Genomic DNA, 20,825 nt, shown 5'->3' on the forward strand with positions numbered 1-20,825 from the left:
ATGAATATCGATACATCTGGCGCCGCCGCGGCTTCCCCTGCCGCCGCCACGCAGGCCACGGAACCCATGCGGCGTGGCGGCGCCTGGCGCATGGTGGCGGCCATGGCCTTGTCGGGCACCATCGGCTGGTTCGTGGTGACCAGCGGGCAGTCGCCGCTGGACGTCGTGTTTTTCCGCTGCATCTTCGGCGGCGCCGCGCTGCTGGGCACGCTCGCCCTGCGGCGCGGCTGGCAGCCCATGCGCGCCGGCGACTGGGGCTGGCTGGCGCTGGGCGGCGTTACGCTGATCCTCAACTGGCTGGCCCTGTTCTCCGCCTATTCGTACAGCGGCATTTCGGTGTCCACCGTGGTCTATCACACCCAGCCATTCTTCCTGCTGCTGCTGGCAGCGCTGTTCCAGCGCGAGGCCATCGCGCCCGGCCGGCTTGCCTGGCTGGTACTGGCCTTTGGCGGCGTGGTGCTGATTACCGGCCTGGAACACGGCGGCGGCGCCGGCGGCATGCTGGCCGGGGTCGGACTGGCGATGCTGGCGGCTTTGCTCTACGCGATCACCACCATGGCCACGCGCCGCCTCAAGGGGATTCCGGCCGGGCAGATCGCGGGCCTGCAGATGGCGATGGGGGTGGTCATGTTGTTCCCCCTGGCGCATCCGGCGGTCCAGACGTTCGGCGGGCGGACCTGGGGGGCATTGCTGGCGCTTGGCCTCGTGCATACCGGCGTGATGTACACGCTGCTATACGGCGCCTTCCAGCGCCTCAACGTGCTGTCGATCGCCACGCTCTCGTTTGTCTATCCGCTGGTGGCCATCGTGATCGATGTGCTGGTGTTCGGGGTGGTGCTCACGCCGCTGCAACTCGCTGGCATGGCGCTGGTCCTGTTGGCGGTGATCGGCAACCAGCTCGGCTGGAATCCGCTGCGGCGGGCGCGGGGCTGACCCGGCGGCGGATTGGAGGGGGCGCTCGGTTGACGCGGCCCCAGCGCCCGTCCATCGTTTGCAGTATTATCGAACGATCGTACTTTTTTGGTCCACAACATGCCCGCCATGCCAGCCAGCCAGACCGTCCATTCCTTCGACCACGCGCTTGCGCTGGAGCCGGCCGGAGGCAACCTTTTCCATGGCCGCACCACGCCGGCTTACTGGAACATGATCGGCCCCTTCGGCGGCATCACCGCGGCCACCTTGTTGCAGGCCGCGCTGCAGCATCCCGAGCGGCTGGGCGATCCGTCCGCACTGACCGTCAATTTTGCCGGCCCGATCGTCGAAGGGCCGTTCGTGATCGAAGCGCGTCCGGTGCGCACCAACCGCAACACCCAGCACTGGACCATCGAACTGCGCCAGGGCGACGAAGTGGCGACCACCGCCACCGCCTTCTTCGCGGTGCGCCGCGAGACCTGGAATTGCGGCGAGGCGGTGTTCCCGCAGGTGCCGCCGGCAAGCGATGTCCCGCCGATGGCGGGCTTCGCACCGGTGCGCTGGCTGGATGCTTATGAGATGCGGCCGGTGCGCGGCGCCAAGCCGAATGCCGAGGCCGGCACCGAGAATCCTGACAGCCTGACGCAGTTCTGGCTGCGCGATGCGCCGGCACGCACGCCGGATTTCGCGTCGATGGCCGCCTGGTGCGACACTTTTTACCCACGCATCTTTCTCAAGCGCGCCGGCTTCGTGCCGGCCGGCACGGTGTCGCTGACCACGTATTTCCATGCCGATGCCCCGACCCTGGCCGCGCTGGGCGACAGCCATGTGCTGGGCAGCGCCCAGGCCCAGGTGTTCCGCCAGGGCTTCTTCGACCAGAGCGCGCAGATCTGGAGCCCGCAGGGCGAGCTGCTCGCGACCTCGCACCAGATCGTCTACTACAAGCAGTAAGCGGCAAGCGCCGCGGGGTGTCAGGCCGCGGCGCGGGCCTGGGCCTCGTAGCGGTGCACGGTGTTGCGCATCGCCCATAGCAGCACCACGCCGGGCACCGCCACCACCACGGTGCTCAGGTAAAAGGCCGACCAGCCATAGGCCTCCACCAGGTAGCCCGAGCTCGGCCCCACATAGACGCGCCCGACCGAGGCCAGCGCCGACAGCAGCGCGTACTGGGTGGCCGAGAACGAGCGGTTGCACAGCGTCATCAGCAGCGCCACGAAGGCCGCCGTGCCCATGCCGCCGCAGAGGTTCTCCACCGCGATGGTGGCGCCCATGGTCCACAGGTGCGGCGGCGTCACCGCCAGGATCCAGTAGCCGAGGTTGGACACCCCCTGCAGGATGCCGAACAGCAGCAGCGAGCGGTACAGGCCCAGGCGCACCATCAGCGTGCCGCCGAACAGCGCGCCCACGATGGTGGCGGCCAGCCCCAGCGTCTTGTTGACCAGGCCGACTTCGCCGGCCGAAAAGCCCACGCCGCGGATCAGGAAGGTGGTGGACAGGCTGCCGGCAAACGCATCGCCCAGCTTGTAGAGCACGATCAGAAGCAGCAGCCACCAGGCGCCGGGGCGCGAGAAGAAGTCGCGCAGCGGGCCCAGGATGGCTTCTTCCATGGAGCGCGGCATGCGCGCGGGCGATTCCGCCTCGGGCGCCCACAGCAGGCTGATGATGCCGATGCCCATCAACCCCGCCATCAGCAGGTACATCTGCTGCCAGCCCAGCACGCGGTCGGCCAGCCACAGCGCCAGCCCGCCTGACACCAGCATCGCCAGCCGGTAGCCAAGCACCTTGACCGCAGCCCCACGCCGCGCTCCGGCGCGCGCAGCACGTCGGTGCTGTAGGCGTCGAACACGATGTCCTGCGAGGCCGACATGAAGGCCACCAGCGTGGCCAGCGCCGCCAGCATCCACAGTGCCTCGCGCGGCGGGCAGAAGGCCATGCCCGCAATGCCCAGCACCAGCCCGATCTGGGTCGCCAGCAGCCAGCCGCGGCGCCGCCCCAGCAGCGGCGGCGTGTAGCGGTCCATCAGCGGGGCCCACAGGAACTTGAAGATATAGGCCTGGCCCACCAGCGAGAAGAAGCCGATGGTCTTGATATCAAGCCCTTCCACCGTCATCCAGGCCTGCAATGTGCCGGAGGTGAGCGCCAGCGGCAGCCCGGACGCGAAGCCCAGCGTGAGCATGGCGCCGATGCGGCGATTGCGGAAAATGTCGAGATAGGCTTGAAAGGTCATGAATCAGGATGGCAATCGGGATGGCAATCGGGGTGGCATTCAGGCGGGGCAAGGCGCCGTGTATTATTGCATTACCGTCAGCGCCGACCCGATGAGCGGGATGCGCCGGACCCATACGGTGTCCTGGGCGCAACACCCTTGCTCACCCTGCTTGCCGAAAACCGCATCCAAGGAATCGTCCATGTCCGATCGCCAGCGTTGTCAGTGCCGCCACCGGCGGGCCGGGATTGCGTTGCCACGTCGATTGGCCGCGCTGGCGCTGGCAGCCAGCGCCGCGCTGAGCATGAGCGCGGTCCGGGCTCAGGCCCAGCCCCAGGACGCCGAAGATGGCATCCGCGTGCAACGCGGCGGCGCTTCCATCCGCCAGATCGTGCCGGTCGAAGTCATCGAGCAGCAGGCCTCGCAGGAGTACGAGCAGCTCAAGGAAGAGGCGCAGGCCAAGAAGACGCTGGCCGGTGACAACAACCCGCAACTGGTGCGCCTGCGCGCCATCGCCAAGCGCATCCTGCCGCAGACCCCGCGCTGGAATGAGCGCGCGAAGCAATGGAAGTGGGAGGTGAACCTGATCAATTCCAAGCAGGTCAATGCGTTCTGCATGCCAGGCGGCAAGATCGCCTTCTACTCCGGCCTGCTCGACCAGCTCAAGCTGACCGACGACGAAGTCGCCATGGTGATGGGCCACGAAATCGCTCACGCGCTGCAGGAGCATGCGCGCGAGCGGGCGGCCAAGTCCGAGATCACCAACCTGGGCGCCAACGTGATCTCGCAACTGTTCGGCTTCGGCAATCTCGGCAATATGGCCCTGGGCACCGGGGCGCAGCTGCTCACGCTGCGGTTCTCGCGCTCGGACGAGACCGAGGCCGACCTGGTCGGCATGGACATCGCCGCGCGTGCTGGCTATGACCCGCGCGCCGCCGTGTCGCTGTGGCAGAAAATGGGCGCGGTCTCGCAAACCTCGGCGCAGTCGGGCTCGGAGTTCCTCTCCACCCATCCATCCGGGCGCACCCGCATCGCGGAGCTGGAGAAGCATCTGCCCGAGGTGTTGCCGCTCTACGCGCGCGCGATCGATTCCAGCGTTGGCAAGCTGCCGGCTTATCGCGCCAATATGGCTAACCTGGGCGGCGCGCCGGTCGACAGCGGCGACGACGACCGGCAAAAGCCACTAAAAAAGTAAAGACGCCCGAGAGGCTCTCTTTATGGTGGATCCTGTACGATAAAAACATCGAACCGGGGCAATGAGGAGAAGACCATGAAGCATTGGGTGCGATTCAGCCTGGTGGCTGGCGCCATGCTGGCGGGCGGCAGCGCGCAGGCGGCCGACCAGTTGCTGAACATGCCGATCGAAAAGGCGCTGGCGACGCCGGCGGCCAAGGAGCGCGTGGATCCGTCGATCAAGCTGTTGTTTGGTTTCAACAAGCTGCCGGGCGCGCACGATGGGCAGTCCTTCAAGACCGTCAAGCGCATGCGGCGGCCTATCGACAACAGCCGTGCCACCGGCGGTCCGCCGCCGCCAGGCGACGAGGAACTGTGCGCCACCATCTTTATCCAGGCGGTGCAGGAACTGCAGCAGCGCGCGACCAAGGACGGCGGCAACGCCGTGGTCGATATCCGCAGCAACTGGAAGGACGACGAGACCGCGAGCGACAGCACCTATGTCTGCGCCAAGGGCAGCGCCTATCTTGGCGTTGCGCTCAAGGGCATGGTGGTCAAGGCCGGGGGCTGATCAAGACGCTGCCTGAAGGCGGAAGGCGAAAAAAAGCCGGCGAACCCATCGCCGGCTTTTTCATTGGCGGGCGGATAGTGCCGCCGCATCAGTGCATCAGGCGCTCAGGCCGGTCGCTTCGTCCGCGCCGACATGCACGTTCATGCATTGCACGGCAGCGCCGGCAGCGCCCTTGCCCAGGTTGTCCAGGCGCGCCATCAGCACGATGCGCTCGGCCGAGCCGAACACGAACAGGTCAACGCGGTTGGTGTCGTTGCTGGCCTGCACGTCGAAGAAGCCGCCGTCCAGGTTGGCTTCGTCGCCGACCGGCATCACGCGCACGAACTGCTCGCCTTCGTAGTGCTTGCGGTAGATATCGGCGATCTGTTCCGGCGTGACCTGGCGCGCCAGGCGATCCGGGTACACCGGCACTGTCACGGCCAGGCCCTTGAGGAAATTGCCGACGATCGGGTTGAAGATGGGCGCTTGCGCCAAGCCGGCCTGCACGCGCATCTCGGGCAGGTGCTTGTGCGCGAGGCCAAGCGAGTACGGGCGCGGGCTATCCAGCTTCGGGTTACCGCCGGCTTCGAACTCGGCAATCATCTGCTTGCCGCCGCCGCTGTAGCCGGTCAGCGAGAACGCCGAGACGGGATAGTCGGCTTGCATCACGCCGGCTTCCACCAGCGGACGCACCGCCATCAGGAAGGCGCTGGCGTGGCAGCCCGGCACCGCGATGCGCTTGCTGGTGCGGATCTTCTCGCGCTGGCCGCGCGTGAGTTCCGGCAGGCCATAGGCCCAGCTATCGGTGGTGCGGAACGCCGTGCTGGCGTCGATCACGCAGGTATTGGGGTTGGTCACCAACGCCACGGCCTCGCGCGAGGCAACGTCGGGCAGGCACAGGAAAGCGACGTCGGCGGCATTCAAAAAGCGTGCTCGTTCGGCCGGATCCTTGCGCTTGTCATCGGCGATACGCAGCAGCTCCACATCGGAACGGCCGGAGAGATAGTCGAGCAACCGGAGACCGGTGGTGCCTTCCTGACCATCTACGAACACTTTGAAAACCATGGCGGACTCACTTGGAAATACGAAAGGTCCCACGCCGGAATCGGATGGGAACCTGCATTGTAACTAGGTTGGGGGGACGTCGCAGGGTGCATGCCGCAGTGCAACGCAAATCCCTTTGTTATTCGTAACCTAGTAGGTTAAATTCGGTGGAGAAGCATACGTCTCATAGCAGGCTCCCGGTGATGATGGCAGGAGGCTGGGCCTGGAACAGCGCGAGGCCGCCGGGATCTTCGGCGGCGGCGTCAATGCCTTCTCGCGCTATGAAACCGGCAAGTCCAAGCGGCCGCTGGCGCTGGTCAAGCTGCTCAAGGTGCTGGAGCGGCACCCCGAGTTGCTTGAAGAAGTGCGCTCGGCGTAGCCGGCGCGCCTGCTTACAACGGGAAGTCGTAGTCGATCGACAGCGGCGCGTGATCGCTGAACTTCTCATCCTTGTAGATCGAGGTGGCCTGCGCGGTCTCGGCGATTTTCGCCGTGGCCAGGTGGTAATCGATGCGCCACCCGACGTTCTTGGCATAGGCCTGGCCGCGGTTGCTCCACCAGGTGTACTGCTCGGGGCGCGGGTCCAGCTTGCGGAACACGTCCACATAGCCGTGCACATCGAACAGCTCGCCGATCCAGCCGCGCTCTTCCGGCAGGAAACCCGAATTCTTCAGGTTGCCCTTCCAGTTCTTGATGTCGATTTCCTTGTGGGCGATGTTGACGTCGCCGCACAGCACGATCTCGCGCCCGCTGGCCTTGAGTTGCAGCAGGTGGGGCAGGAAGGCTTCCATGAAGCGGAACTTCGCTTGCTGGCGTTCTTCCCCGCTGGAGCCCGAGGGCACGTAGACCGAGATTACGGCGAGATGCGGATACTGCACCTCTACATAACGGCCTTCGTTATCGAACTCGTCGACACCAAAGCCGGTGATGACACGCTCGGGCTTGTGCCGGGTATAGAGGCCGACGCCGCTATAGCCTTTTTTTCCGCATAATGGAAGTAGCCGTGGTAGCCATGTGGCGCCAGGAACGCTTCCGTCATGTCGGCAGCCTGTGCCTTGAGCTCCTGGACGCAGACCATGTCGGCGTCCTGCTTGCCCATCCATTCGAAAAAGCCTTTCTTGGCCGCGGAGCGGATGCCGTTGAGGTTGGCGCTGATAATCCGTAACATCTCGGGAAATTTTGAAATCAGAGAGAAAAGATGACGCAGCAGACGACGCCGCAGCCCGGCGCTGGCGACCTGAGCCAGACCTTCATCCGCTTCGCGCTCGACGCTGGCGTGCTGTCCTTCGGCGAATTCGTGACCAAAGCGGGCCGCAAGTCGCCGTATTTCTTCAATGCAGGCCTGTTCAACCAGGGTGCGATGCTGGGCCAGGTGGCGCAATTCTATGCGAAAACCCTGCTGGCCTCCGGTTTGGAGTTTGACGTGCTGTTTGGGCCGGCGTACAAAGGCATCACGCTGGCGTCCGCGACCGCGGTGGCGCTGGCCGGGCTCGGCCGTGACGTTGGCTTCGCCTACAACCGCAAGGAAGCCAAGGACCACGGCGAAGGCGGCACGCTGGTGGGCGCCAAGCTGCAGGGCAAGGTCGTGATCATCGACGACGTGATCTCGGCCGGCACCTCGGTGCGCGAGTCGATGGCGATGATCCGCGCGGCTGGCGCGGAGCCGGCTGCCGTGCTGATCGCGCTCGACCGCATGGAAAAGAGCGGTACGGCCGACCAGGTCGGGACGCATTCCGCAGTGCAGGACGTGCAGCGCGAATATGGCGTGCCGGTGATCTCCATCGCCAGCCTGAAGGATCTGCTGGCTTACCTGGACGCATCGCAGGATCCCGCACTGGGCGGTTCGCGCGAGGCCGTGGCTGCCTATCGGCAGCGCTACGGCGTATAGTCTGGAACCTGTTGCCTGTTGTTTGCAAAGCTTTCCCGCAATGCAGCAGATAACCGGGAACCGCGCAGGAAAATCGCCGGTCTGACTGATCTCGCTGGCCGGCCCCACCGGATCCCTGGGCCGCCGGCGATTCGCCTTGCCGCCCGGCAAGGTGGCACAGCATCTCTTTCCTGGAGGTTAGCTGGCGATGGACATCAAGACGATCCGCGAGCAGGCATTCGCCATGCCGCTCACCAGTCCGGCCTATCCGATGGGGCCATACCGCTTCATCCATCGGGAGTTCTTCATCATCTCCTACCGCACCGATCCCGAGCTCTTGCGCGCGGTGGTGCCGGAACCGCTGGAGATCACCGATGCGGTGGTCAATTACGAATTCATCCGCATGCCAGACTCCACCGGGTTTGGCGACTACACCGAGTCGGGCCAGGTGATTCCCGTCACCTACCAAGGCAAGCCCGGCAACTATACCCACGCCATGTACCTCGACGACCATCCGCCACTGGCGGGCGGGCGCGAGCTATGGGGCTTCCCGAAGAAGCTGGCCAGCCCCACGCTGGCGGTCCACACCGATACGCTGGTCGGCACGCTCGACTACGGGCCGGTGCGCGTTGCCACCGGCACCATGGGCTACAAGCACCGCGAGCTCGACAAGGATGCGCTGGGCCTGGCGCTCGCGAGCACGCCCAACTACCTGCTCAAGGTCATCCCGCACGTGGACGGCTCTGCGCGCATCTGCGAACTGGTCTGCTACTTCCTGAAGGACGTGCAGATGAAGGGCGCGTGGACCGGGCCTGCGGCGCTGTCGCTGTCGCCCCATGCGCTCGCGCCGGTGGCCGCCCTCCCTGTGCTGGAAGTCCTTGGTGCCAAGCATTACGTTGCCGACCTCACCCTAGGGCTGGGCGAGGTCGTGTTCGACTACCTGGCCTGAGCGGCCACGCGTACATCGGTTTCCAACGGTGCCGGCGCATCGGCCCGGCCCACCTGAACCATCCAGACAGGAGAAACGTCCATGAAGCTCCAGGGAAAATCCGCCATCGTAACCGGCGCTGCCAGCGGCATCGGCCGCGCTATTGCCGACCTGCTCGCCAAGGAAGGCGCGGCGGTTGCCATCGCCGACCTGAATCTCGAGGCGGCGCAGAAGGCCGCCGCCGATATCGAAGCCGCCGGCGGGCGCGCCATCGCCGTGGCGATGGACGTGACCAACGAGGACGCGGTCAACAGCGCGACCGAGGCGGTAGCCAAGGCGTTTGGCGGGATCGATATCCTGATCTCCAACGCCGGCATCCAGATCGTCAACCCGATCCAGAACTATGCTTTCTCCGACTGGAAGAAGATGCAGGCCATCCACGTCGACGGCGCCTTCCTCACCACCAAGGCCGCGCTCCAGCATATGTACAAGGACAAGCGCGGCGGCACCGTGATCTACATGGGCTCGGTGCATTCGCACGAGGCCTCGCCGCTGAAGTCCGCCTACGTTGCCGCCAAGCATGCGTTGCTTGGCCTGGCGCGTGTGCTAGCCAAGGAAGGGGCGGAGTACAACGTGCGCTCGCACGTGATCTGTCCGGGCTTCGTGCGCACGCCGCTCGTGGACAAGCAGATTCCCGAGCAGGCCAAGGAACTCGGCATCAGCGAGGAAGAAGTGATTCGCCGTGTCATGCTTGGCGGCACCGTGGACGGCGTCTTCACCACCGTGGACGACGTGGCGCAAACCGCGCTGTTCCTGTGCGCGTTCCCGTCGGCGGCGCTGACCGGTCAGTCCTTTATCGTGAGCCACGGCTGGTACATGCAGTAAGCGATACGAAAAGCGGCCGGGCGCAGATACCGCCGCCCGGCCGGCATGACCGCGTGAAACGTCGGAAAACAATGTCATCAAGGAGGGGTCGTGGCAGGTGGACGTCGGCAGAAGCTGGATAAAGTGGCACAGGAAAATACAGTGGCACAGCAAAAGGGCACGCCGAAGCAGGCTGTTAAAAGCGCGGCTGTAAAACGCGCGGCGGCGGCCGTGGTCGCGACCCCGGCGGCGCCCGCGCGCCAACGCGGGGCGCCAAAGCCCGAATCGCTAAGAGAGCCGGAGCCAAACCTGCTGCCTCCCGGCGGCTGCGCGCCACCGGACCTCGCGCCCGAAGGCGCCGGCCGCAAGCGGCCGGTTCACCATGAATACACGGTCAGGGCATTGGTGCTGCAAGGTGGCGGGGCGCTGGGTTCCTACCAGGCAGGCGTGTACCAGGGCCTGGCCGAGGGCGGCATCCAGCCGAACTGGGTAGCCGGGATTTCAATCGGCGCGCTGAACGCTGCTGTGATCGCCGGCAATGCGCCCGAGCGCAGGGTCGAGCAGTTGCGCGCTTTCTGGGACTACATCTGCCAGCAGCCCTGGCTGCCCAGCCTGCTGCCTTACGAGGTGGCCGCGGAGGGGGCCGCGCATTGGCCCGATCCGCTGCGCATCTGGTTCGACGGCATCGAGGCCGCGCGCGCCATCTTCGAGGGACAGCGGGGCTTCTTCCAGCCGCGTCCGTGGTCCAGCCTGGTGGAGCGCCAGTGCGGCCCCACCAACGCCAGCTATTACGATACCAGCCCGCTCAAGGCGACGCTGGAGCGCTTTGCCGACTTTGACCGCATCAACGCGCAACATAAAGAGATGCGCGTGTCGGTGGGCGCGGTGAATGTGCGAACCGGCAATTTCGCTTATTTCGACAACACCCGGCGCAAGCTGCGCGCCGAGCATTTCATGGCCTCCGGCGCTTTGCCGCCAGGATTTCCCGCGGTGGAGATCGATGGCGAGTTCTATTGGGACGGTGGCCTGGTCTCCAACACGCCGCTGTCGGAAGTGCTGACCGCCCAGCCCCGGCGCGATGCGCTGATCTTCCAGGTGGACCTGTGGAGCGCGCGTGGCAAGTTGCCGCACAACCTGCTGGATGTGGCCGAGCGCCAGAAAGACATCCAGTATTCCAGCCGCACGCGCACCATCACGGATTACATGAGCGAGCAGCAGAATTACCGCCGCATGCTGAGCGAGGTGATGGCGCTGGTGCCGCAGGGGCAGCGGGACAATGACTGGTACCGCAAGGCGGCGGAGTACGCATGCGATGCGCGCCGCAACGTGATCCAGCTGATCTATCGCGACAAGACGTTTGAGGGCAATGCCAAGGATTATCAGTTTGGCTTGCTGACGATGAATGAACACTGGACCAGCGGGCTGGATGACATTCGGGAAACGTTGAAGCATCCGGAATGGCTGGCCATGCCGGCGCACGAAAAGCCGTTTGTCACGCACGACATCCATCGCGGCAACGGGCACGTCTGATCAGGTGCGCGGGGGCAGGGGCCGGCCTGGCCCTGATCCCCTCGCTTCGGCTTGCGGCCTTACACCACCTTCAACTTCGCCAGCTCCGGCTTTCCCGGCGGATACTTGGGCTTCAACTTCTCGAACACTTCCAGCAAGATCTCCGCCACCATCAGGTTACGGTGCGTCTTCGAATCCGCCGGCACGATATACCACGGTGCTTCCTGGGTGCTGGTCGCGGCAATGGCGGCCTGATAGGCGGTCTCGTAGTTCTTCCAGTATTGCCGCTCTTCCAGATCCTTGGGGTCGAATTTCCAGTGCTTCTGCGGATCCGCCAGGCGCGCTTCCAGCCGGGCCTTCTGCTCGTCCTTGGAAATATGCAGGAAGCATTTGACGATGGTGGTGCCGGTTTCCAGCAGCATCGTCTCGAAAGCGCGCAGCTGCTTGTAGCGGCGCTCGCATTCGGCTTCGTCGATCCACTCGTGCACCCGCGTGATCAGCACGTCTTCGTAGTGGCTGCGATTGAACACCACAATCTCGCCGTCGCGCGGCACCTGGGCATGGATGCGCCACAGGTAGTCGTGCGCGAGTTCTTCGGCGGTGGGGGATTTGAAGGCGACGACGCGAATGCCAAGAGGGTCGAAGCTGCGGAACACGCCGCGCACGGTGCCGTCCTTGCCGCTGGTGTCCATGCCTTGGAGCACCACCAGCAGCTTGCGCCGGTGTTCGGCGTAGAAGATGTCCTGCAGCGCGTCGAGCCGGGTGCTCAGTTCGGTGATGCGGGCCTGGTCGGCGGCCTTGTCGCCGCTGGAGAACGGCTTGGCGCTGCTGTTGAAGTCGGCCAGGCGGAAGTTCTTGTCCGAGGTGATGCGGAAATCGGCGAGCGGCATTGGCACTCCATGGAGGGCGCGGCCGTGGCAGGCCGCAAGCCCCTATGGTCAGGCAGGCAGCCGGTCCAGGTCAATGCTGCCTTCGAACACGGTGGTGGCCGGGCCGGTCATGCGTACCGGCTCGCCCTCGCCGTCCCAGGCGATTGAGAGGTCGCCGCCGTGGGTGTGCACCAGCACCGGCGAGTCCAGCAGGCCGCGGCGAATGCCGGCGACGACCGCCGCGCAGGCGCCGGTGCCGCAGGCCAGCGTCTCGCCGGCCCCGCGCTCGAACACGCGCAGGCGGATCGTATGGCGCTCCACCACCTGCATGAAGCCGGCGTTGACGCGGTTGGGAAAGCTCGTGTGATGCTCGATGATGGGGCCGTCCTGCAGCACCGGGAACGCCTCGGTGTCGCCCACCACCTGGACCGCGTGGGGGTTGCCCATCGAGACTGCCGAAATCCACTCGGTGCGCCCGTTTACTTCCAGCCCGTACAGGGTGTCGCGGCCTTCGGCCTTGGCCGGCAGGCCGTCGGGGCGGAACGGCACGCGGGCCGGTTCGAGTTCCGGCGGGCCCATGTCGACCGTGACCTGGCCGTCGTCCTGCAGCGTCAGGGTGATCACGCCGTTCATCACCTGCACGCGTACCGAGCGCTTGTCGGTCAGGCCGTGGTCGGTGACAAAGCGTACGAAGCAGCGTGCGCCATTGCCGCAGTGCTCGACCTCGCCGCCGTCGGCGTTGAAGATGCGGTAGCGGAAGTCAACGTCGTCGCGGGTGGGCTTCTCGACCACCAGGATCTGGTCGGCGCCCACGCCAAAATGCCGGCTGGCGAGCGCGCGCCACTGCACCGGTGTCAGGTTGAGGGTCTGGTGGATGCCGTCAAGCACGACGAAGTCGTTGCCGGCGCCGTGCATCTTGGTGAACTGGAGTTTCATAGAGCGATTGTAGTCGGGCCGTCCGGCGCTTGCTGGCGGCGTGTCGAGGGTGGCGCGTGCAGCACGTCTGCCCGGCGATGCCGCCGCCGCGCGCACGTGGTCAGTAGTTTTCGCGCTCGCCGTCCGGGCGGTGCTTGAAGCGCTTGTGCACCCAGTAATACTCAGTCACGCGGGGGCGGATGCAGTCTTCGAAGAAGGCGTTCATGCGCCGGGTGTCCTCGGTCACGCTATCGCCAGGATAGTTTTCCCAGGCCGGCAGGATGCGCAGCATGTAGCCTTGGTAGTCGGGCAGCATTTCGGTATAGATCGGCACGACCTTGGCCCCGGCCAGCCGCGCCAGGCGCGAGACCGAGGTCAAGGTCAGGGCCTCCACGCCAAAGAACGGGATGTACTCCGAGTCGCGCTCGCCAAAGTCCATGTCGGCGATCAACTGCAGGGCCTCGCCCTTGCGCAGGCAGCGGATGATGTCGCGCGCGCTGTCGTTGCGGGCAATCATCTTGGCGCCAAAGCGGCCGCGCGCATGCTTGAGGAACCCGTCGAACAGGTCGTTCTTCTGCTTGGTGTAGAGCGATGCGCCGGAGCGCTTCACGTGCTCGCGCAGGTGGATGGTGAGGCGGATCGCACCGGCTTCGACGCCGGAGAGATGCAGCGTGACGAGGATATGGGGCGTGCCGTCCAGCGCCACCAGGCCGGCCTGGTCGTCGATCTGGACCCAGCGGCGCATCTGTGCCTCGCTGCCGGTCCAGAAGATGCCGCGTTCGGCAAAGCTGCGAAAGACGGTGCGGAAGGTCTGGCGCGAGAGCGCTTCGATCTCGGCGTCGGTCCGCTCGGGAAAGCACAGGCGCAGGTTGGTCTGCACCACGCGGCGCCGGCTGCTGGGAATGAGGTAGAGCAGGCTGCCAAGGCCTTCGCCGAAGCGCGCCACGAGCGGATAGGGGAGCTTGCCCAGCACGGTCAGGAGGCCGATGCCAAGCCAGGTAAAGATGCGGCTCATTTTTGGTCGTTGGAGAGAGAGGCAGGTGCCGCTTCCGGCACCTCCAAGGGGTTGCGCGAGGCGTCGGCCGCGGGCGTGCGAGGTGGCTCCGCGGGCGGCAGCGCAGCGCCGCCCGGATGCTTGTAGCGGTTGTAGCCCCACAGGTACTGCGTCGGGCATGTCTTCACCAGCTTCTCGACAGCCGCGTTGATCACGGCGGCGGCTTCGGCCTGGTCATCGGGCAGCAGGTCCTTGATGACCTGCATATGGCCGAGGAAGCCGGCGCCGCGCGGCAGGCGCTCTGCAAAAATCACCGCGATGGGCGCGCCCGTGTGCTGCTGCAGGCGCTGCACCAGCGTCATGGTATAAGCCGGCTTGCCGAAAAACGGCGCCCAGGCGCCTTCGCCGCCGGTCGGGACCTGGTCCGGCAGGATGCCGATGGCCTCGCCCCGCTTGAGCGCCTTGACCAGCATGCGCACGCCGCGCGGCAGCGCCGGCGCCATTGCCAGGTTGGGGCGGGTGCGCATCTTGACGATCCAGTCGCGCAGCCAGGCCTGGTGCGGCGGCTTGTACAGCGCCGTGACCGGATGCCGCAGGGCAAACGCCTGCGGAAGCACTTCGAAGCAGCCGTGATGCGGCACCAGGATGATCAGCCCGCGGCCCTGCGCCATCAGCTTGTCCAGTTCCGGCCAGAGCCGGTCGGCAAAGCTGTACATGCGTGCCTCTGGATTGCGCCGGCTCCAGAAATAGGGCATTTCGAGGATCATGCGGCCCGTCGAGCGGGCCGCCTCCGCCACCATCGCGTCGCTGGCGTCGGGATAGGCATGGCGAAGGTTTTCCCTGAGCCGCGTGCCATAACGTCCTGGCAGGCGTGCCGCCAGCAATCCGAGCGCGCCGCCGATGGCGTGGAGCCAAGAAAGCGGCAAGCGGGAAATCAGCCAGAACAGGAAGGTCATCGGATTGCGGTAGCGGCCCGGCGGGCCGGGTAGGTCGTTAATGTTTTGCCGGGCGCTGCCGTTAGTGGGGCAATCAAAATGAATCTGGTGTTGTTACGGGGCCCACCGTACGGCTCGCACTGCTTGCCGGCTTGCGCCAGGCCGGAAACGCGCCGCTGATATGGGTGGCGCGGCCTGGCTTCGACAGCGTCCGGTATTTGGCAGGCTTGCCAGATAACCGGGGTGCTGCAGCGTAGCTAGCAGGCGCGTATAATAGCGCGTATCGCCGAGTTAACTGACAACTTGCGGGGCGATACCGTTCTACCGGAACGGCATGAAAATACCGCTAAAGCGTCGCCGCCCGGGCTTAGAGGTTGGCGCGCAATAGCCAAACCTGGAGAAAAGTTCGTGGCAAACGACTTCTTGTTCACTTCGGAATCCGTCTCCGAAGGCCATCCCGATAAGGTCGCCGACCAAATTTCCGATGCTGTCCTGGACGCCATCCTGGCCCAGGACAAGTACGCACGCGTGGCCGCTGAAACGCTGTGCAACACCGGCCTGGTTGTCCTGGCCGGGGAAATCACCACGACCGCCAACGTCGACTACATCCAAGTTGCGCGCGACACCATCAAGCGCATCGGCTACGACAACACCGAATACGGCATCGACTACAAGGGCTGTGCAGTGCTGGTCGCTTACGACAAGCAATCGCCTGATATCGCCCAAGGCGTGGACCGCGCCTCCGACGATTACCTGAACCAGGGTGCCGGCGACCAGGGCCTGATGTTCGGCTACGCTTGCGATGAAACGCCGGAGCTGATGCCCTTCCCGATCTATTACTCGCACCGCCTGGTCGAGCGCCAGTCGCAGCTGCGCCGCGATGGCCGCCTGCCCTGGCTGCGTCCGGACGCCAAGTCGCAGGTGACCGTGCGCTACGTCGAAGGCCGTCCGCACAGCGTGGATACCGTGGTGTTGTCGACCCAGCACTCGCCGGATATCACCCAGGCGCAGATCCGCGAAGCCGTGATCGAGGAAATCATCAAGCCGGTGCTGCCGGCCGCGATGCTCAAGGACACCAAGTACCTGGTGAACCCGACCGGGCGCTTCGTCATCGGCGGCCCGCAAGGCGATTGCGGCCTGACCGGGCGCAAGATCATCGTCGACACCTACGGTGGCGCTTCGCCCCACGGCGGCGGTGCTTTCTCGGGCAAGGATCCGTCCAAGGTCGACCGCTCGGCAGCCTATGCCGCACGCTATGTCGCCAAGAACGTGGTCGCCGCCGGCCTGGCGCGCCAGTGCCAGGTGCAGGTCAGCTACGCCATCGGCGTGGCCCGCCCGATCAACGTGACGGTGTACACGGAAGGCACCGGCAAGATCTCCGACGAGGCGATCGCCGCGCTGGTGCAAGAGCACTTCGACCTGCGCCCGAAGGGCATCGTGCAGATGCTTGACCTGCTGCGCCCGATCTACGAGAAGACCGCTGCCTGCTTTTTTTTCGCGCCTGGGGTGGCGTTCCTGGCTTGCCGCAGCTTTGTCCTGGATCAACCGGGGCAGGGCGGGGCGTGGCGCGCCATGGCCGCGAGGGTAGAATCGCGGGATGGCAAGGCGGCCCGGCGAGTGGCGTTTTGTTATCCTGCCGCGGCGCGCGCATGCGCGCTCAAGACCGCCGGAGCCCGCATACCGAGGATGCCCATGTCACTTGATTCGACCTTTAGCCCTTCCACGCCCTCCCCGGCCACCGTGCCCGGGGCAGCTGCGCCCGCGTTCAACCTGATCCGGCCCCAGCCCTATACAGAGTGGGCCCCGCAACTCGATGCCGCCACCAAGGCCGGGTTGCGCCGCGAGCTGGAGCAGGGCGCCGTGCTGTTCTTCCCCCAGTTGCGCTTCCAGTTCGCGCCCGGCGAGGAGCGCTTCCTGGATAGCCGCTGGTCGGACGGCAAGGCAAAGAACATCAACCTGCGCGCCAACGACCAGGCCGTGCGCGGCGCGATTGGCGGCGAGCAGGACCTGAAGGACCTGTACCAGCTGATTCGCCGCTATGCCGAGTACAGCGAGAAGCTGGTGCTCAGCCTGTTCCCGGAGTATGGCCCGCACATGGTGCGTGCCGGCACGTCGCTGCGGCCGAGCGAGATCGCCGGGCGGCCGGTGAGCTGGCGCAAGGACGACACGCGGCTGCACGTGGATTCCTTCCCGTCCAATCCGATGCTGGGCCAGCGGCTGCTGCGCGTGTTCCACAACATTGACCCGCAGGCGCCGCGCGTGTGGCGCGTGGGCGAGCCATTCGGCGATTTCGCCAAGCGCTTCGTGCCGAAGACCAAAGGCATGTGGCCGGGGCAGGCGCGGGTGATGGAGATGCTGCATATCACCAAGCGCCGGCGCTCGGAATACGACCACCGGATGCTGCAGTTGCATGACCTGGCCAAGGCTGACCTGGACTATCAGGCCAATGTTGCGCAGCAGGAGTTCCAGTTCCCGCCGGGGTCGACCTGGATCGTATTCAGTGACCAGGTGCTGCATGCGGCCATGCGGGGGCGGGCCATGATGGAGCAGACCTATTACCTGTCGCCCAAGGCGATCTCGGACCATACGCATTCGCCGGAGGCGGTGCTGGCGCGGATGCTGGGGCGGCCGATGGTGGCGGGTTGACGCCTGGCTTGAACCGGCACCTGCCTGGCTGCTGGCTTTCGCCCCCGCCTCAGCGCATCAGCAGTTTGATCATCGTTTCAAAGCGCTTGCCATAAGGCGGCTTGAGCAGCCCGGCGCCATTGATCCCGGACTGGCGGAAGATCGGCTTGAGCTTGGAGAAAGTTTCAAAGCCAGCCTGGCCGTGATAGGCGCCCATGCCGCTGGGGCCTACCCCGCCGAAGGGGAGGTTTTCCTGGGCAATATGCAGCAGCGTTTCGTTGACACTGACGCCGCCTGCCACGGTTTGCGCCATCACGTGGTCGATCGTGCGGCTGTCTTTCTCGAACAGGTAGAGCGCCAGCGGGCGTGGCCGGTCGTTGATGAAGCCGATGGCCTCTTCGAGCGTGCGGTAGGTCACCAGTGGCAGCACCGGGCCGAAGATTTCCTCGCGCATCACAGTGGCGTCGGCGGGGACATCCAGCAACAGCACCGGCGCGAGGCGGCGGCGCTCCGGGTCCGATGGCGCCTGTGACAGCGGCACCACGCGCGCCCCGGCGCGGGCGGCGTCGCTCACCAGGCCGTCCAGCCGCGCGAAGTGCCTCGGGCTGATGATGGTGGTGTAGTCGGGGTTGCCGGCATCGCCCGGCTGGTCCGGGTAGAGGCGGGCGGCGCAGGCGCGGGCGGCCTCGACGAAGGGCTCGCGCAGGGCCTCCGGCAGCAGCACATAGTCCGGGGCGATGCAGGTCTGGCCGGCGTTGAGCAGCTTGCCCACCAGGATGCGTTCGACCGCGCGCTGCAGGTCGGCGCCGGGGCCGACGATGGCCGGCGACTTGCCGCCCAGCTCGAGCGTGACGGGCGTGAGGTTGGCAGCCGCCGCGCGCATCACATGGTGGCCAACCTGGGTGGATCCGGTAAAGAGCAGGTGATCGAAGGGCAGGGCGGAAAACGCGCTCGCCACCTCGGCGTCGCCATTGATTACCGTGACCTCGTCGGCGGCGAAGATCTGCTGCGCCAGGCGCGCGAACAGCGCGGCGAAGCGCGGGGTGTACTCGGAGAGCTTGATCATGGCGCGGTTGCCCGCGACCAGCGCGCCCACCAGCGGGCCCACCGTCAGGTACAGCGGGTAGTTCCACGGCACCACGATGCCGATCACGCCCAGCGGCTGCGGCATCAGGCGCGATGTGGCGGGCTTGAACCACAGCCCGGTGCTCACCCGGCGCACCCGCATCCAGCGCTTGCCATGACGCAGTGCATCGTCGATGCCGGCCACGCTGGGAAAGACCTCGAGCAGGGCGGTTTCCTGGCGCGCTCGGTTGCCGAAATCGGCGCTGATGGCTTGCGAGATCTCGTCCATGTGCCCGGTCACCAGCTTGCGCAGGCGTCGCAGCCGGTCGGCGCGCACTTCCCAGGCCGGAGCCTGGTCGCGCCGCGAGGCGGCGCGCATGGCGTCGAATACGGATGACATCTCGGGCACTTCTCTCATGGCGCGCTCTCCTTGGGGTTGTGCGCTGCCCTTGGCGCGCGAGGCGTTTCGAATCCCGCACCATATGCCATGCGGCGGCGCCTGGCAATGGAGACCGGTCACTAGCCGCGCGCTTCAAACAACCGTATTGGCCGACCCGCCTTCGCCCTTTCCAGGGCCCCGGCAACGCCCTACACTGATTTCGCGGCATGCTCTCGGCGTGCCAGCCAGACCGGGTTGACCGGCACTGCCGAAGCGTTCGGCGCAACCCCGGCACACTGACCTCGGACCAGGCGGGGAGACGGATGGAAACCACCTTTGACTATCTCGTCGTTGGCGGCGGTTCGGCGGGGTGTGCCCTGGCCGGCCGGCTGGCCGACAGCGGCAGCGACAGCGTGGCCGTGCTCGAGACCGGCGGCCACGATCACCATGTGCTGGTGTCGACGCCGGCGGGCTGCGCGGCAATGCTGCCGCGTGCCGGCAGCCATAACTACGGCTACCGCACCGTGCCGCAGCCCGGGCTGAACGGGCGCCGCGGCTACCAGCCGCGCGGGCGCGGCCTGGGGGGCAGTTCCTCGCTCAATGCCATGATCTACACGCGGGGCACGCCGTCCGACTATGACGGCTGGGCCACGGCCGGCTGCGACGGCTGGGCCTGGGACGATGTGTTGCCCTTAACGTGTCGGACCTGCGCACGCCTAATCCATTTGGCCAGCGCTTTATCGAGGCGGCCCAGCAGGCCGGCTATCGCCGCAATGACGATTTCAATGGCGTGGATCAGGAAGGCGCTGGCTGGTACCAGGTGACCCAGCATGGCGGCGAGCGCTGGAACGCAGCGCGCGCCTACCTGCATCGCGCCGACGCCGCCGACCGCGCCTGCAATGGCGGGCGCGACAACCTGCATGTGATGACGGGCACGCAGGTGCTGCGCATCGAGTTCGAGGGCCGCCACGCGGTGGGTGTGGTGGTGCGCCTGGATGGCCGCGAGACCTTGCTGCGGGCACGCCGCGAGGTGATCGTGTCGGCCGGCACGTTCGGTTCGCCGCAACTGCTGATGGTGTCGGGCGTCGGCCCTGCCTCGCATCTGCGCGAACTAGGCATTCCCGTGGTGCACGACCTGCCGGGCGTGGGCGCCAACCTGCAGGACCATCTCGACATCATCATCCATAAGCGCGTGGCGGCATCCGAGCTGTTCGGCGTGTCGGTGGGCGGCGCGTTTCGCCTGCTGGCCGAGATCCTGCGCTACCGGCGCGAGCGCACCGGCATGCTGACTTCCAACTTTGCCGAGGCAGGCGCCTTCCTGAAGAGCCACGCCGGGCTGGACGAGCCGGACCTGCAGCTGCATTTCGTGGTCGGCATGGCCGACGACCATATGCGCCGCATCCGCCTGGGCCATGGCTACTCCTGCCACGTTTGCGTGCTGCGCCCGAAGAGCCGGGGCGAGGTGCGGCTGGCCTCGCCCGATATCCGCGAGGCGCCGATGATCGACCCGTGCTTCCTGTCGGACCCGCGGGACCTGGACGGCCTGGTGACCGGCGTGCGGATCGTGCGCCGCATCCTGGCCCAGCCGCAACTGGCGGCGTTCGGCGGCAAGGAGCTGTATTCGGCGCACCTGCCGGCCGATGGCGGCGACGACAGCACGATCCGCGCAATGATCCGCGCCCACGCCGACACCATCTACCATCCCGTCGGGACGTGCCGCATGGGCATGGACGAATACGCGGTGGTGGACCCGCAACTGCGGGTACGGGGCGTGGAGGGCTTGCGCGTGGTGGATGCGTCGATCATGCCGACGCTGATTGGCGGCAACACCAATGCGCCGGCCATCATGATCGGCGAGCGCGCGCATGACCTGATCCGGCACGGCCCGCGCGTGGTATTGCGCATGGCGGAGGTGTTGGCGGTATGAGGGGCGGGGTCGCGCCCCCCATACCCACGCTCAGGCCGTAGCCAGGCGGAAGGTCGATACCGT

The 20,825-nt window shown here is 66.2% G+C and carries 14 protein-coding genes and 6 pseudogenes; 12 read left to right on the plus strand and 8 right to left on the minus strand.

The window, feature by feature from the left end:
• The first annotated feature begins 66 nt into the window (after positions 1–66).
• A complete protein-coding gene (locus tag OR16_RS31620; protein WP_237717296.1) occupies positions 67–933 on the plus strand; it encodes a DMT family transporter in 867 nt (288 codons plus the stop codon).
• Positions 934–1,041: 108 nt separating this feature from the next.
• On the plus strand, positions 1,042–1,863 hold the full coding sequence (locus tag OR16_RS31625) for an acyl-CoA thioesterase (protein ID WP_043421932.1): 822 nt from the start codon (positions 1,042–1,044) through the stop codon (positions 1,861–1,863).
• A 20-nt stretch (positions 1,864–1,883) separates the two neighbouring features.
• Here the strand turns inward: OR16_RS31625 and OR16_RS31630 are convergent.
• A pseudogene (locus OR16_RS31630) lies at positions 1,884–3,139 on the minus strand (muropeptide transporter).
• 181 nt (positions 3,140–3,320) lie between these two features.
• Between OR16_RS31630 and OR16_RS31635 the strand changes: the two are divergent.
• Positions 3,321–4,313: a M48 family metallopeptidase gene (locus OR16_RS31635; RefSeq protein ID WP_050983164.1), complete on the plus strand. Its 993-nt coding sequence runs from the start codon at positions 3,321–3,323 to the stop codon at positions 4,311–4,313.
• A gap of 75 nt (positions 4,314–4,388) precedes the next feature.
• Entirely contained in the window at positions 4,389–4,862 is a 474-nt protein-coding gene (locus OR16_RS31640) for a hypothetical protein (RefSeq protein WP_006162741.1), read from the plus strand.
• A 96-nt stretch (positions 4,863–4,958) separates the two neighbouring features.
• Here the strand turns inward: OR16_RS31640 and argC are convergent, their stop codons facing one another.
• Positions 4,959–5,906 (minus strand): N-acetyl-gamma-glutamyl-phosphate reductase, encoded by a 948-nt coding sequence (gene argC, locus OR16_RS31645; RefSeq protein ID WP_006162742.1) that lies wholly within the window; start codon positions 5,904–5,906, stop codon positions 4,959–4,961.
• Positions 5,907–6,096: 190 nt separating this feature from the next.
• Between argC and OR16_RS42040 the strand changes: the two are divergent.
• Positions 6,097–6,264, plus strand: a pseudogene (locus tag OR16_RS42040) (type II TA system antitoxin MqsA family protein); the annotation flags it as partial.
• A 13-nt stretch (positions 6,265–6,277) separates the two neighbouring features.
• Here OR16_RS42040 and OR16_RS31650 read toward each other — a convergent pair.
• Positions 6,278–7,053, minus strand: a pseudogene (locus tag OR16_RS31650) (exodeoxyribonuclease III).
• A gap of 30 nt (positions 7,054–7,083) precedes the next feature.
• On the opposite strand from OR16_RS31650, the gene pyrE reads away from it, so the two are divergent.
• The 4 genes from pyrE to OR16_RS31670 all read left to right on the plus strand — a co-directional run bounded on the left by pyrE (position 7,084) and on the right by OR16_RS31670 (position 11,074).
• Positions 7,084–7,773, plus strand: a complete 690-nt coding sequence (pyrE, locus tag OR16_RS31655) for an orotate phosphoribosyltransferase (protein WP_006162743.1) — start codon at positions 7,084–7,086, stop codon at positions 7,771–7,773.
• 187 nt (positions 7,774–7,960) lie between these two features.
• Positions 7,961–8,701 carry an acetoacetate decarboxylase gene (locus tag OR16_RS31660; RefSeq protein WP_006162744.1) on the plus strand — a complete coding sequence of 247 codons (741 nt, stop codon included), beginning with the start codon at positions 7,961–7,963 and terminating at the stop codon, positions 8,699–8,701.
• 81 nt (positions 8,702–8,782) lie between these two features.
• On the plus strand, positions 8,783–9,565 hold the full coding sequence (locus tag OR16_RS31665; RefSeq protein WP_006162745.1) for a 3-hydroxybutyrate dehydrogenase: 783 nt from the start codon (positions 8,783–8,785) through the stop codon (positions 9,563–9,565).
• 141 nt (positions 9,566–9,706) lie between these two features.
• Positions 9,707–11,074 carry a DUF3734 domain-containing protein gene (locus OR16_RS31670; protein WP_006162746.1) on the plus strand — a complete coding sequence of 456 codons (1,368 nt, stop codon included), beginning with the start codon at positions 9,707–9,709 and terminating at the stop codon, positions 11,072–11,074.
• 59 nt (positions 11,075–11,133) lie between these two features.
• On the opposite strand, the gene OR16_RS31675 is transcribed toward OR16_RS31670, so the two are convergent.
• The 4 genes from OR16_RS31675 to OR16_RS31690 all read right to left on the minus strand — a co-directional run bounded on the left by OR16_RS31675 (position 11,134) and on the right by OR16_RS31690 (position 14,787).
• A complete protein-coding gene (locus tag OR16_RS31675) occupies positions 11,134–11,943 on the minus strand; it encodes a polyphosphate kinase 2 family protein (protein WP_006162747.1) in 810 nt (269 codons plus the stop codon).
• A 48-nt stretch (positions 11,944–11,991) separates the two neighbouring features.
• Positions 11,992–12,858, minus strand: coding sequence for a diaminopimelate epimerase (gene dapF, locus OR16_RS31680; RefSeq protein ID WP_006162748.1), 867 nt, complete (start codon positions 12,856–12,858; stop codon positions 11,992–11,994).
• 100 nt (positions 12,859–12,958) lie between these two features.
• Positions 12,959–13,852 carry a lipid A biosynthesis lauroyl acyltransferase gene (locus tag OR16_RS31685; RefSeq protein WP_006162749.1) on the minus strand — a complete coding sequence of 298 codons (894 nt, stop codon included), beginning with the start codon at positions 13,850–13,852 and terminating at the stop codon, positions 12,959–12,961.
• Positions 13,849–14,787 carry a lysophospholipid acyltransferase family protein gene (locus OR16_RS31690; RefSeq protein ID WP_006162751.1) on the minus strand — a complete coding sequence of 313 codons (939 nt, stop codon included), beginning with the start codon at positions 14,785–14,787 and terminating at the stop codon, positions 13,849–13,851. Before OR16_RS31690 ends, OR16_RS31685 begins: the two co-directional genes overlap by 4 nt.
• A gap of 387 nt (positions 14,788–15,174) precedes the next feature.
• Between OR16_RS31690 and metK the strand changes: the two are divergent.
• Both metK and OR16_RS46615 read left to right on the plus strand, forming a co-directional pair.
• Positions 15,175–16,251: pseudogene (gene metK, locus OR16_RS46610) on the plus strand (methionine adenosyltransferase); the annotation flags it as partial.
• Between the two features lie 348 nt (positions 16,252–16,599).
• Positions 16,600–17,412: pseudogene (locus OR16_RS46615) on the plus strand (Kdo hydroxylase family protein); the annotation flags it as partial.
• 49 nt (positions 17,413–17,461) lie between these two features.
• On the opposite strand, the gene OR16_RS31700 reads toward OR16_RS46615, so the two are convergent.
• On the minus strand, positions 17,462–18,874 hold the full coding sequence (locus OR16_RS31700; protein WP_006162754.1) for a coniferyl aldehyde dehydrogenase: 1,413 nt from the start codon (positions 18,872–18,874) through the stop codon (positions 17,462–17,464).
• Positions 18,875–19,158: 284 nt separating this feature from the next.
• Between OR16_RS31700 and OR16_RS31705 the strand changes: the two are divergent.
• Positions 19,159–20,762, plus strand: a pseudogene (locus OR16_RS31705) (GMC family oxidoreductase).
• The last annotated feature ends 63 nt before the right edge of the window (positions 20,763–20,825 follow it).

The sequence above is a fragment of the Cupriavidus basilensis OR16 genome (assembly GCF_000243095.1).
GTDB classification, from domain to species: Bacteria; Pseudomonadota; Gammaproteobacteria; order Burkholderiales; family Burkholderiaceae; genus Cupriavidus; species Cupriavidus basilensis_D.

Bases quoted from the DNA above. Each gene is read 5' to 3' on its own strand.
- OR16_RS31690 (WP_006162751.1), bottom strand. From the start codon at position 14,787: ATGACCTTCCTGTTCTGGCTGATTTCCCGCTTGCCGCTTTCTTGGCTC.
- OR16_RS31635 (WP_050983164.1), top strand. From the start codon at position 3,321: ATGTCCGATCGCCAGCGTTGTCAGTGCCGCCACCGGCGGGCCGGGATT.
- argC (WP_006162742.1), bottom strand. From the start codon at position 5,906: ATGGTTTTCAAAGTGTTCGTAGATGGTCAGGAAGGCACCACCGGTCTC.
- OR16_RS31660 (WP_006162744.1), top strand. From the start codon at position 7,961: ATGGACATCAAGACGATCCGCGAGCAGGCATTCGCCATGCCGCTCACC.
- dapF (WP_006162748.1), bottom strand. From the start codon at position 12,858: ATGAAACTCCAGTTCACCAAGATGCACGGCGCCGGCAACGACTTCGTC.
- OR16_RS31675 (WP_006162747.1), bottom strand. From the start codon at position 11,943: ATGCCGCTCGCCGATTTCCGCATCACCTCGGACAAGAACTTCCGCCTG.
- OR16_RS31685 (WP_006162749.1), bottom strand. From the start codon at position 13,852: ATGAGCCGCATCTTTACCTGGCTTGGCATCGGCCTCCTGACCGTGCTG.
- OR16_RS31640 (WP_006162741.1), top strand. From the start codon at position 4,389: ATGAAGCATTGGGTGCGATTCAGCCTGGTGGCTGGCGCCATGCTGGCG.
- OR16_RS31620 (WP_237717296.1), top strand. From the start codon at position 67: ATGCGGCGTGGCGGCGCCTGGCGCATGGTGGCGGCCATGGCCTTGTCG.
- pyrE (WP_006162743.1), top strand. From the start codon at position 7,084: ATGACGCAGCAGACGACGCCGCAGCCCGGCGCTGGCGACCTGAGCCAG.
- OR16_RS31665 (WP_006162745.1), top strand. From the start codon at position 8,783: ATGAAGCTCCAGGGAAAATCCGCCATCGTAACCGGCGCTGCCAGCGGC.
- OR16_RS31625 (WP_043421932.1), top strand. From the start codon at position 1,042: ATGCCAGCCAGCCAGACCGTCCATTCCTTCGACCACGCGCTTGCGCTG.
- OR16_RS31700 (WP_006162754.1), bottom strand. From the start codon at position 18,874: ATGAGAGAAGTGCCCGAGATGTCATCCGTATTCGACGCCATGCGCGCC.